Source organism: Lederbergia citri, from assembly GCF_018343625.1.
GTDB classification, from domain to species: domain Bacteria; phylum Bacillota; class Bacilli; order Bacillales; family Bacillaceae_C; genus Lederbergia; species Lederbergia citri.
Genome location: NZ_JAGYPG010000003.1, coordinates 222,325 through 234,354 on the forward strand (window position 1 = coordinate 222,325; position 12,030 = coordinate 234,354).

The 12,030-nt window shown below is 36.3% G+C and carries 15 protein-coding genes; 10 read left to right on the top strand and 5 right to left on the bottom strand.

The window, feature by feature from the left end; genetic code table 11:
• Positions 1–79: 79 nt before the first annotated feature.
• From KHA97_RS17235 to KHA97_RS17250, 4 genes are all read left to right on the top strand, one after another.
• Positions 80–1,204 (top strand): MGDG synthase family glycosyltransferase, encoded by a 1,125-nt coding sequence (locus KHA97_RS17235; RefSeq protein ID WP_213126011.1) that lies wholly within the window; start codon positions 80–82, stop codon positions 1,202–1,204.
• Entirely contained in the window at positions 1,201–1,809 is a 609-nt protein-coding gene (locus KHA97_RS17240) for a DedA family protein (RefSeq protein WP_213126012.1), read from the top strand. The genes KHA97_RS17235 and KHA97_RS17240 overlap by 4 nt, the downstream gene beginning before the upstream one ends.
• Positions 1,806–2,597, top strand: coding sequence for a patatin-like phospholipase family protein (locus KHA97_RS17245; protein ID WP_213126013.1), 792 nt, complete (start codon positions 1,806–1,808; stop codon positions 2,595–2,597). Before KHA97_RS17240 ends, KHA97_RS17245 begins: the two co-directional genes overlap by 4 nt.
• 79 nt (positions 2,598–2,676) lie before the next feature.
• Positions 2,677–3,102: a hypothetical protein gene (locus tag KHA97_RS17250; RefSeq protein WP_213126014.1), complete on the top strand. Its 426-nt coding sequence runs from the start codon at positions 2,677–2,679 to the stop codon at positions 3,100–3,102.
• A 372-nt stretch (positions 3,103–3,474) separates the two neighbouring features.
• Here KHA97_RS17250 and KHA97_RS17255 read toward each other — a convergent pair whose 3' ends face one another.
• The 3 genes from KHA97_RS17255 to KHA97_RS17265 all read right to left on the bottom strand — a co-directional run bounded on the left by KHA97_RS17255 (position 3,475) and on the right by KHA97_RS17265 (position 4,485).
• On the bottom strand, positions 3,475–3,702 hold the full coding sequence (locus KHA97_RS17255) for a hypothetical protein (RefSeq protein ID WP_213126015.1): 228 nt from the start codon (positions 3,700–3,702) through the stop codon (positions 3,475–3,477).
• A 4-nt stretch (positions 3,703–3,706) separates the two neighbouring features.
• Positions 3,707–4,027, bottom strand: a complete 321-nt coding sequence (locus tag KHA97_RS17260; protein WP_213126016.1) for a YbjQ family protein — start codon at positions 4,025–4,027, stop codon at positions 3,707–3,709.
• A gap of 71 nt (positions 4,028–4,098) precedes the next feature.
• Positions 4,099–4,485: a VOC family protein gene (locus KHA97_RS17265; protein WP_213126017.1), complete on the bottom strand. Its 387-nt coding sequence runs from the start codon at positions 4,483–4,485 to the stop codon at positions 4,099–4,101.
• A gap of 174 nt (positions 4,486–4,659) precedes the next feature.
• On the opposite strand from KHA97_RS17265, the gene KHA97_RS17270 reads away from it, so the two are divergent.
• The 4 genes from KHA97_RS17270 (at position 4,660) to KHA97_RS17285 (ending at position 7,942) form a co-directional block, all read left to right on the top strand.
• Entirely contained in the window at positions 4,660–5,163 is a 504-nt protein-coding gene (locus tag KHA97_RS17270) for a DinB family protein (RefSeq protein ID WP_213126018.1), read from the top strand.
• Between the two features lie 87 nt (positions 5,164–5,250).
• Positions 5,251–6,516: a polysaccharide deacetylase family protein gene (locus tag KHA97_RS17275; RefSeq protein ID WP_213126019.1), complete on the top strand. Its 1,266-nt coding sequence runs from the start codon at positions 5,251–5,253 to the stop codon at positions 6,514–6,516.
• A gap of 19 nt (positions 6,517–6,535) precedes the next feature.
• The gene (locus KHA97_RS17280; protein WP_213126020.1) at positions 6,536–7,045 is read left to right on the top strand and encodes a GNAT family N-acetyltransferase; all 510 of its coding nucleotides are present in this window, start codon (positions 6,536–6,538) and stop codon (positions 7,043–7,045) included.
• A 69-nt stretch (positions 7,046–7,114) separates the two neighbouring features.
• Positions 7,115–7,942, top strand: a complete 828-nt coding sequence (locus KHA97_RS17285; RefSeq protein ID WP_213126021.1) for an aminoglycoside adenylyltransferase domain-containing protein — start codon at positions 7,115–7,117, stop codon at positions 7,940–7,942.
• On the opposite strand, the gene KHA97_RS17290 is transcribed toward KHA97_RS17285, so the two are convergent.
• Positions 7,931–8,710: an aminoglycoside 6-adenylyltransferase gene (locus KHA97_RS17290; protein ID WP_213126022.1), complete on the bottom strand. Its 780-nt coding sequence runs from the start codon at positions 8,708–8,710 to the stop codon at positions 7,931–7,933. The two genes, KHA97_RS17285 and KHA97_RS17290, sit on opposite strands and share 12 nt — an antisense overlap.
• A 21-nt stretch (positions 8,711–8,731) precedes the next feature.
• Positions 8,732–9,748 (bottom strand): WD40/YVTN/BNR-like repeat-containing protein, encoded by a 1,017-nt coding sequence (locus KHA97_RS17295; protein ID WP_213126023.1) that lies wholly within the window; start codon positions 9,746–9,748, stop codon positions 8,732–8,734.
• 544 nt (positions 9,749–10,292) lie between these two features.
• Between KHA97_RS17295 and KHA97_RS17300 the strand changes: the two genes are divergently transcribed.
• Positions 10,293–11,504 carry an MFS transporter gene (locus tag KHA97_RS17300; protein WP_213126024.1) on the top strand — a complete coding sequence of 404 codons (1,212 nt, stop codon included), beginning with the start codon at positions 10,293–10,295 and terminating at the stop codon, positions 11,502–11,504.
• Positions 11,505–11,632: 128 nt separating this feature from the next.
• Entirely contained in the window at positions 11,633–12,025 is a 393-nt protein-coding gene (locus tag KHA97_RS24135; RefSeq protein ID WP_233713611.1) for a hypothetical protein, read from the top strand.
• The last annotated feature ends 5 nt before the right edge of the window (positions 12,026–12,030 follow it).

The following is a 12,030-nucleotide window of genomic DNA, read 5'->3' on the forward strand; positions in this document are numbered from 1 at the left end:
ATCATTAGACTGTGGCGGGGTTCGGCGCTTCAAATTATTTCGTATGATAAAAGGGAACCATTGAAAGGATTGAGCAATCATGCAAAAGATTTTATTTTTCCCACTATTAAAAATGCCTTCTGGACATCATCAAGTTGCTGATACACTTACAAGTTATATAAAAAAAAGGGATCCAAGCATCATTTGTAAAAAAATAGATTTATTGAGTGCTTGGAATCCAGTTGTTGAAAGTGTCGTGACTCAGGTCTACCTTGAATGGATTCATTATTTTCCTAAATCATATGCATGGACGTATCGTCAAATGGCGAATACTTCAAAACCCACGCGGTCCTATAAATATTATGAAATATTATTTATGAAAAAAATGAAGCAAATAGTATTGGAGGAAAAACCCGATCTTATCATTTGTACCCACGGTTTTCCGTCCTACATTCTTAGTAAATTAAAAATGGATAATCAGGGTATCCCACCTGTTATCAATGTGTATACAGATTTCTTCATTAATGATGTGTGGGGAAGAGAAGGGATTGATTATCATTTTGTGCCTAATCAAAAGGTAAAGAATGATCTCATTCACAAAAATGATATTCCAGAGGATCAAATTTATGTAACGGGAATTCCGACTGCTGAACAAATAGAAGAGAGCTTTAGAACGAGGAAGACAAATACACGTTATCGGGTCCTTGTTTCAGGAGGAAGTGTCGGACTCGGCAATATCATGGACTTAATGAAGCAACAGAAGGATGGCTCGGATGTTGAATATCTCGTTTTATGTGGGAAAAATCAACATTTATTTCGAAAAATTGAAAAGTTGAATAATCCAAATATCTACCCACTTCCATATATCACTTCAAGAAATGAAATGAATCAATTATACGACGAGGTGGATGCTATCGTGACTAAGCCAGGTGGTGTAACGATAAGTGAGGCAATGAAAAAAAGGCTGCCCATATTTATCCATTCGGCGCTTCCGGGACAAGAAGAAATCAACCTACAGCAATTAAAAGAGCTAAAACTAGTAAATGAATTAAAGCAAAATCAATCACTTTCAGAACAAATAACAGATTTTTTCAATAGCTCTTCATTTAATCAATTTCAACATTCATTGAAGTCTTATTTAATGGAAATAAAACATGGTGATCCCGACAATATTTCAAAAATAATTCATTCCGTTATGGTTCAAAAAAGGATTACAGTTCGATGATTCAACAATTTTTGGAATGGCTCAATACAATCGGAATACCAGGCTTATTTATTGTAATGTTTTTAGAAGGTTCTTCCCTGCCTTTTCCAGGATTAATCGTTGTCCTTTCATATGGCTATGTTCTTTCGCCAGGCTATGTACAGACAATATTTATAGCGATCGGGATGGCTATCTCGTACAGTTTATCAAGTTTAATACCGTATTTTTTAGGGCAGAAGCTCGAGAGGTATTTTCCGCAGCGATTCAAAAAAGGTTTGGAGAAGGGTACCGCATATTTTAAGCGTTATGGAATTTGGAGCATCGCGTTATCGAGGCCATTTGGAATTGGGAATTATATTTCTTATGTGGCTGGTATAAGCAAAGTGAACTTTTTCAAATACTTATTTTTAACATTTGTCGGGATTTATCCTTGGTCTTATGTAATGGTGCTGCTAGGTGATTATTTTAAGGGGAATTATGAAGCATTTAAAAATTATTTCAGCTCATTTGGTCTATACGGGTATGGAGCTGCGATTGTTGTCATATTAACAATATTTGTATTTTATAAAACGAAACAGAAAAAAAGGGTTTTAACTGAGGTAAGAGAGGGAGGTCACGGGAATTGAAAAATACAGGACTTTCACTAGGGGGCGGCTCTCTTAGAGGTGTTGCCCACATCGGGGTTTTAAAAGAATTGATGAATCAACAAATCGAAATTACTCATATTGCGGGAACGAGTGCAGGTGCCGTTGTTGGGGGATTGTTTGCGAGCGGAATGCATCCGGATCAGATGAAAAGTGTTCTTCACGATTTGTCAATCCGTCGGCATATTGACATTGGCTTTAGTCGTAAAGGTTGGATCAAAGGGGACCGCATTTACCAAACGTTATTAAAGTTGACAGAGGGTAAACACTTTTCAGATTTGAATATCCCATTTGCTGTTATTTGTGTGGATTTAATATCAGGAGAAATGGAAGTCATAGATTCTGGAGAAGTGGCGATTGCTATCCGTGCAAGCATTGCTATTCCGGGAGTATTTTCACCTGTTGAAACGGGAAATAAAATCTTAGTGGATGGTTATATTTTGAATAATAACCCGGCGGATATTGTAAGGAAAATGGGTGCGGAAAAAGTAACATCGGTTCGAGTTCAAAGCTCCCATGTTAACCAACCTTCAAATCTTTTTTCGGTGTTAAATAGATATATCGATATTGCAAGTGATTATAATACGGATCGTTGTCTTGAAGAACATGCTGATGTATTAATAGATATTGATTTACGAGAAATCGGGCGATTTGAAACGAAGTCTTTATCGAAGGTGATTCAATTAGGCCAGCTTGAGGCACAGAAAGTTCTGTATAAAAGACAAAGCAAGGTGGTCTATATGGATCAATGGCTGCGGAGAGTGCATTGAAAAATAATTTATACGCTGTGCCCACTTATTGAAACTATGTCCTGAAAATTTTCGTCTGTATTACTAGGAGGGGCGCAGTATGATAAAAAAATTAATAATGACGGTTATTATATTTGCTCTTTTTGGAGCTTTTCTTTATGGATATATGGTTTTGCAATACAAAGAAAAAAAGATAAATGAAGCTGTATATATGGAGTATAGTGAGATTACGAAAATCATATTTTATGATGGTAGAGGTAATAATCCGCCGATTACCCTTGAAGATAAAGAGAAGATACAAGAATTTAACAATCTGTTGGACGGTTACATAATTAAAAAGGAAAAATTTCATGAGAAATCCAAGGGATGGATTCATAGGGCGGATTTTTATAAGGACGACAAGCAATTTATGAGTATTACTTTTTCTAATCCAATGCAAATAAACGGGAAATATTATGAAATAGTTGAAGGTGATATTAATCCGGAAACAATTGATAACTTTTTAAAGTCTATTGATTCGGATTAATGCTTATTTGAGTCTAGTTTTAATAAACAAACCAGTTGCAAGTATGAAAGCTGTTGTTCCTATGATAATTTGAAAAGAAGCTATGTCAATTGGATTGACAAGTTTATATGTAAAAGACAGGATCGTGAGAAACAAATATATACAAATAATAATCAGAAGTATAATATTGAACGCTTTTTTCAACATTTATTCACCACTTTAAAATGAACTACTAAAATCCCCTTTTTAAGTTTGGTATATTGAATGGAATAAAACGGATAACTTGATACCAGAATACTACAAAAATTTAGCAGGAAGAAAATAATTTTTTCTATAATTATCAGGGTAACATGAAGAAAAGAAAGCCTGTTTTAGTAGGCTTTCTAATGTATGTTAATCTTCTTCCTTATAAAAACGTTCTCCTGTATCTGGGTTAAAATAAACGACCAATCTTTTCTGGGTTGTTGGATCAATAGAAACCTCTTTTGTACGGACGAAGCCGTCAGGTACCTTCTGACCGTGTTTTGTTTTAAACCGGCGATCCCAAATAAACCAAGAACCGAAAATTAAGATGATCACAATGATAATCTGCAAACCGTATAATCCAAGAAACCATTTCATCTCTTTACTCCTCTTCGGCTACAACAGCAGTTCCGTAAGCGACGATTTCACTCATGTTTTGGCCGATTTCACCTGAATCAAAACGCATCATAATAATCGCATTTGCACCCATTACCTTTGCATTTTCAACCATACGATCCATTGCTTGCTTCCGTGCATCTTCCAACATTTCCGTGTATTGATTAATTTCTCCGCCGACTAAACCTTTCAAAGCAGCGACAATATCTTTGCCAAGACCGCGTGCTCTAACGGTTAAGCCGAAAACAGGACCTTTAACTTCTTTAATTTTATGATTGGCGATATTTTCTGTAGTAACGATTATCATGATGCATACAACTCCTTATTGGGTAATTTATCCTTATTTTAACTGAATGGTAGCGGATAGTCATCAGAATATTAGCTACTTTTTTTATGCCACTCAATTAAATTAATGGCATTTCCATCAGGATCATATACATCAAAGTAGATGTGATCATTCATTTCTGATGACCATTTATTAATCTCGCCGAGTTTATAGCCCTGAGTTTTTAGACGATCATAAATGCTTAAAACATCATTACAAAATAAGTTAAAGGCTGGTTGTTTTAAAATATGTAAATTTTCCTTTGTTTCTATTAATGTTAGTAAAGGAGAATTTTCACTAATTATGTAATTAGCACCTCTACCATTTTCCCATTGTTCAACATCACGAAGCTTAAGACCTAATACATCAGAATAGAATGGCACGGATGCTTCTATGTTACTCACTCTTAAAAAAACAGCTCCCAAAAAATGTACTGTCATAATGGCACCTCACATTGAATCAATTACTAATATAATTCTGTAAAACTTCTATAAACTCCTCAATGTATTGAAAAAAGCGTTAACGTATTACGCTTTCGCAAATGGAGAATAATAAGGCAGGAATTTGATAATCTACAGCGAATACATTGTCTATTAAAACTTTGGAGGCGTACTATGTATACAACAATTGAAGATTTTTTGGTAGATTGGGGACACGAAAGCGGGTCAACGCTAAAACTCTTTAATGTGTTGACGGATGAATCGCTTGCACAAGAAGTATCACCACAAAATCGAACGCTTGGACGGATTGCTTGGCATATTGTCACTACTTTGGATGAGATGATGGGGAGGACTGGACTAAAATTTGATGGAGCACCACATGATTCAAAAGTTCCACATTCTGCTAGTGAAATAGCTGAAGCGTACTGTTCCTCAAGTGATGCTATGGTTACCGCAATTCGTGAACAGTGGACAGATGAAACACTGAAAGAAGAAAAAGATATGTATGGGGAAATGTGGTCAATTTCAACGACGTTTAAAGTGCTTATTACTCATCAAGCCCATCACCGTGGTCAATTGACCGTTCTCATGCGTCAAGCTGGTTTAATCGTTCCAGGTGTATATGGACCTGCAAGGGAAGAATGGGCAGCATTTGGTGGACAAGCGCCTGAAGTATAAAATTTGTAAGAGCCTATTTTGAGAATTTTCAGGATAGGCTCTTTATTGTTATAATCAGGGAAAACCTTTTTCGGTGAGGAGTATATTATGCATAAACCAATACTGCTGATAATTTTAATATTATTCACAATTTTATCAGGTTGCTCTACAAAGAAATCTTTGCCAATCGAAGATTTGCCTTCCAATAATAATGAATGGCATCCTAAAGAAGTTTCTCCTTCTTCCTTTGAGATTGAGCAAATCGTGAAATTGGCCAATAATGGCATGGTGATTGATTCGCCATTTACTGTTTTTGAGAGCACAATTCAGCAGGTAAGGTCCGATTGGGGAGAGCCAGATCAAATAGATGAAGTAGCAGGTGGCTCTTATGCTACTTATAAAGAAAGAAACACGGTTTTTGGCTTTAATCAAGACGGGGAAATCTATGATGTACGTTTTTATAATAATAACTTACGAGAATTAACGATTGAAGAGGTTGAACATGAGATTGGGCAGCCAATAGACATTAGGAAAAACAATCAGGAAAGTATTTATGTTTATGAATTGAAAAATGAAATTGAGTTAAAAATGATATTCCCCAATGATACAAAGCGTTTGGGCCATATTTCTATTTACAATCCGGCTCTAGCTAAAGCTGAACAATATGTTCTCGATATAAAAGGGAATTCGAATCAACTATCCGACAAAGCGTGGAAAAATATGCAAAACTGGCGTGACCAAATCAAAAAGTTTACAGTTGAACATAAAAATGTGTATTTAAATGGTCCGAATAAGAAGAGAGTGGCTTTGACTTTCGATGACGGACCCGATGATATAATCACCCCGGCAATCATTAATATATTGAATGATTATAAAGTTAAAGGGAATTTTTTCTTTTTAGGCACTAATGTAAAGCTTCATACTGACGTTGTTAGAAAAGCTTATGAGAGTGGGCATTTAGTTTTAAGCCATAGCTTGAATCATATAGAGCTGTCGAAATTAGGAAAAGGGGAAGTCGAAAAGGAAATTGTTAGTGCAGGTGAAGAAATCCAATCCGTAATTGGAAAAAAGCCTGCTATTATACGACCACCTTATGGAGAAACAAATGAGCAAGTAGTCTCTGTTTCAGAAGAACAAGGATATTCCATTGTTCTTTGGTCCATCGATACACTGGATTGGTCACAAAGAGAGTCAACTAACATCGTCGATAATGTAGTAAAAAATTTGCGCAACGGAGACATTATCTTAATGCATTCAGACTCCGATAAAACGGAAACGGAAAAAGCTCTTCCGCTCATGATAGAAGCTTTAGAAAAAATGGATTTTGAAATTGTAAATCTAGAAGATTTATTAAATATAAAAGCGTATCAATAAGAAACGGGGTGTGGAATAAATGGAAGGTCTAATTATTAGAGAGTTGCTAAAAGAAGATTGTGTGGTAATTTCGAAAGCTTTTGCTGAACAAGGATGGAATAAGCCTATCTCCCAATACGAAAGTTATCTTTCTGAGCAAAAAGAAGGCTTCAGGAAAATATTAGTTGCAGAGTACAAAGGTGAGTTTGCAGGATACTTAACGATAAGGTGGCGATCTGATTATGAGCCATTCTTTTCGGCAGCTATTCCAGAAATTGTGGATTTAAACGTATTAATAAAGTTTCAGAAAAAAGGAATTGCCACAGCTCTTTTGGATGAAGCAGAAAAAATTGTTAGTGAACAATACGATGTCATCGGAATCGGTTTCGGCCTTACAAGTGATTACGGAGCAGCCCAAAGAATATATGTGAAAAGGGGATATATTCCGGACGGCTTAGGTATTTCTCAAAATGGGAAATTCTTGACCTATGGCGATCAAATTATAGTGGATGATGATTTAGTTTTGTATTTGACGAAGAGGTTAAAATAGTTAGGTTTTTTAACGCAAAATCATCTAATTTCGTATAAGTTCTATAAAAAAGTAAAAGGGGAATTAAAAATGAACCGTCCTCAGTCTTGGGAAAATTGTGATAAAGATATAAAGATGTTTATCATTTCGTTGACGAAAAAAATAGAAGAGGAATTAGGTACAAATTTGATAGGTATTTATCTTCATGGCTCGCTGGCGATGGGAAGCTATTATCGTCCAAAAAGTGATATCGATATTATTATAGTTGTTGGGCATAAACTCGATAAAGAAATTGCAAACAAAGTAGGAGTTTCGATTGCAATGGAAACGCACAATAGACCTACAATTGGCGACGTCGAATTAAGTATTATTACAAAAGAGGTAGCAAAACTAGTACCTGTGCCAACTCCATATGAACTTCATTACAGTACGGAATGGGCCAAAAAGATACTAAATAACGAAGTGGATTATAGTCTAGAAGTGACCGACTCTGATCTTCCTTCACATCTGACATATGTTTTACAGCGAGGGATTTGCTTGTACGGGCAACCGATACAAGATGTTTTTGGACAATATCCTTGGAAATCTTTTATGGATTCGATTATTTACGATCTTGAATGGATTCTTGAAAGTGATAACATTCTAGAATCCCCGTATTACACTGTTCTAAATATTTGTCGGGTATTTCAATTACTGAGCGAAAACAACCAAACTGTCCATAGTAAAGACGAAGGTGGGGAATGGGGATTATTGCATTTACCGCACAAATATCATGCTCTTATTCAACAAGCTCTCGATGTGTATCGTTCATCCGAAATAGTGAGTGAAGAACAACGAAAAACAGGCGGCAGGGAATGGAATTCATCTACACTGCGCGCCTTTAGAGATTATGCAAGAGAAAAGCTATTAGCCTACTAGCATTTCTTGTAAAAATCGATGAATCATTTTTTTATCTTCACCCTCACCAATCACATCAAAATAAAGGTCCATCAACTCAAAAAGAACCTTATGGATGTTATCATTATTCATTTTTACTTCGTAGGTTCTTTTTAGTTTTGATAAAAATGGACTTTCCAAGTGATCGATCGATTTATCAAAATCATAGTTAATCCCATTTCGAATACAAAGAAAACGGATGATTTGGTCTCGGATGACATCAATGTCTTTTAAAGCTTTAATATATTGCTGGCGTTTCAAAGCAACCGTTGCACTTCGAAAAAATTGCCATATAAAACTCAACGACTCTTTTCTCGTTTCAACGATGCTTGTAAAGCTCTGTGAAGTTAACGATTCTTCAAGCAGTCTTTGAATCTCGTTATCCTCACGGTCAAAAATAACCTTCCAATGTGGTTTAGTTGCCCTAAGCTTCGACTTCGACCATACACCTAAATCGAGCTCCAAAAAATTCGCAAAAAAGAAACAGGTTACAAAAATGTCTTCTTCATGGCGATATACCTTTTCCTTTAACACATGAAAATTTTGATGAATGTGTTTTAGAAGTTGATCATGAATTTGGACTACATCCTGACTATTTTTTACAACGATAAGAAGATCCAAGTCAGAAAACTCATCTTTAAAACCTTTCGAGCCTGAACCGACCAACAGCAACCCTTGGATTTCATTTATCGTTTTAGAAAAACTTGTAATCTCATTTAATAGTTTCGTTCGATCTTTATTCTGATACATAACTATCCCCGATCATTAGACTTAAACTGCGACAAACCAGCGAACTCTTTCTTTTAATAATGATTCCGGCCATTCAACGGGTAAAGGTTTCCAGCTCTTTCCCGCGTCAATTGATTGAAAGATTCCGAGATTATTGACAGCGTAAAATACTCTCGGCTCTGATACGTGAGAAATAAGCGAAAAGATGGAAGACCCATCACGCTCAGGCAAGCCGTCCTGAACTACTTCCCACGGTTCTCCACTATCACGGCGTACAATGATTGTACTAGCTCTCTCAGGATCATAGGCTGAGTGTGCACCCCTTGCTGCAGAAGCTATCATTATGTCAGGATTTGAGGGATCAACAGCAATCTCTACAAGATACGTATCTGATCCTAGTCCATCGTTGAAAGTTGCCCAAGTCTTACCGCCATCCAAACTTTCTGCAAAACCGCCGCCCGCTGCTTCATAAATACGACCTTTTGCAAGTGGGTTCATCGTCAACGTATGACAATCATATTGAGATCCAGGCTGACGATCCTTCCAAGTAATCCCCTTATCTTCGCTTTTCATGACACCACCGAGTTCAATCCCGACATAAATCTTTTGCTCATCATGAAGATCTGGTTGAATCCAGCGAACATGATGAGTATGAGGGCGCGGAGGAAAGCGCCATGTAGGTTTGGACGGTAAATCAAGGAGCTTAGGGAAATGAACCCATGTTTGCCCGCCATCTTCAGAACGAAACAAATCACTCGGTTCTGTTCCCGCCCATACAACACTAAATCCATTGATTATTTCGGTTGGGCTAATCGCAACACTTAAAACACGTTTATGAATGATCCCTTTTCCAGCTGGCCTCCACGTCATACCGCCGTCATCACTAATCCAAAGACCATCATTGAAACTCCCAGCATATAACCTTTCTGGTCGAACTGGATCCACTGCCAAGCAGTAGAAATCGTGAGGTGCCTTCATTTCATTGAGGCTCCAAACAGAGTTATTATTTTTCACCTTAAAAACTGAACTTCCAGCTACAAAATATAATGCAGATACCATGACCCATCATCTCCATATATTTTTTGAGTGTAACCTAATTTCCACGCCCATTGCTTTTTCAATCTCCTCCATTAATACTATTCTAGCCTTCTGTTCATTTTCCTCGTTATCCGAGTATTTTTGATGAGGAACATAATCAGAGGGAGGTTTTAGATATTATCCAAATTGGATGCCACTCCATGAAAAAATAGTAATAATTGATAAAATTTTTGTTTAAATTGTAATGAAATGCGTAAGATGTGGGAATTCTAGTATTATTTGCAATGAAAGTCAGAACTTTTACGTCTAATTCATAATGTTTTTTCATAGCGTACGATTTTATGAGTTGGGGATAGCTAAAAATGATTGCAAAAAGGAAACGTATGTTCTATAATTGTAATACTATCCAATGTTTTCATTCCTTATAAAAAAGTAGTCTATAGATTGTTCTCCAAAGTTAATAATCATCCTTGTTTTTTATTTTAAATATGTGAAACATTTTTTCCGGTAAATCGTCTATTAATAGATAAAAATAAGTTTCGTAAGAAATTGGAAAGAGGTATATATGTCAGAGTTATTAAGAAATCGTTTTGTACGTGCCATTTTTGTATCTTCCTTGTTTCTGCAAGTTGGTATTTGGGTGCGAAATTTTGCTGTTCTTTTATTCGTAATGGAAAAAACGAATGGAAATGCCTTTGCCGTTTCAATGATTTCCGTAGCTGAGTTTGCTCCAATCTTTATTTTTTCTTTTATAGGGGGAACATTCGCAGACCGTTGGAAGCCAAAGCGCACCATGATATGGTGTGATATTTTAAGTGCTATTTCTATATTTCTAGTGTTGATTACATTAGTGATTGGTTCATGGAAGATTATCTTTTTCGCTACATTAATTTCAGCGATTTTATCACAATTTTCCCAGCCGTCCGGAATGAAATTATTTAAGATGCATTTGAAGCCAGAATTAATTCAGTCAGCCATGTCTATTTACCAAACAATTTTCGCCGTTTTCATGGTGTTGGGTCCGGTGGTTGGTACATTTGTGTTCCAACAATTTGGAATCGATGTATCGATTGCTATTACAGGCGTGGCATTCCTTCTCTCAGCTGTCGCACTTTTGTTCATCCCAGCTGATCACGATGTGGAAAAAGCGGACAATACAACAAGTGTTCTAGAGGAAATGAAAGCGGGCGTAAAGTATGTTTTAGCAAAAAAAGAATTAAAACTTCTTGGTCTCTGTTTTATGGCCGCAGGATTTGCGCTTGGTATGATTCAACCACTCAACATTTTTCTTGTCACAGAAAGATTGGCACTTGCAAAAGAAAACTTACAATGGTTATTGATGGCAAATGGAATTGGAATGATTGTTGGAGGCGCTCTGTCTGTGATGTTTACTAGGAAAGTCGCGTCACAAAGGCTGCTTGTCATAGGGATGCTTGCAAACTCAATTGGATTGAGTGTAGTTGGTTTTTCCACCTCTCTACCGCTTACGTTGGGAGCGGAGCTCTTTACTGGACTATTTTTCCCATGCATTCATATCGGTATTAACACGATGATTCTCCAAAGTTCGAAGGCAGAATTCATTGGCAGGGTAAATGGTACATTAAGTCCTTTGTTTACAGGTTCGATGGTTCTGACGATGAGTCTTTCCGGTATTTTAAAGGAAATGACATCCATTGTACTCATATTTGAAGTGTCTGCTCTCATTTTCGTGATTGGAATTTTAGTCATTTTGCCGATCTTTAATATGAAGATTCAGCCTCAAACCGAAGGGGCATAATTTTAGTCAAACGTCTTTTCCACCAATAATTTAGGTGGTATCTGCCGCTCCATTTCTACTTGGGGCGGTTTTTTTGTGTTAAAATCATTTAACGATGATTTTATGAAATTTTCCAGGAGGCCCTCGTCATGTTTTGGGAATATCTTAATACATATGAGAACTTAAAAAACATCTTGATATCCATCGCCATTTTATTATTTTTCCTGTTTTTGAGGAAAATTTTTGCGAAGTATGTATTTACATTATTTTTAAAATTGACAAGTAAGGCTCCAAGTAAGCTATTTTCCAATATTTGGATTGCCTTCGAAAAACCGATGCAGTGGTTTTTTATCATACTAGGGATTTATATTGCTGCGAATTATTTTCCTTATTTTGAGCAGACAGACCCGCTCTTTTTAAGTTTAATTAGATCTGGATTCATTCTTCTTGTTGCATGGGGATTGTTCACCTTTCTGACGCCTCTTCACTTCTTTTTTCAAGAATTAATAAGAGGTACAACATTGAAATTGATAATATATTAGTTCCA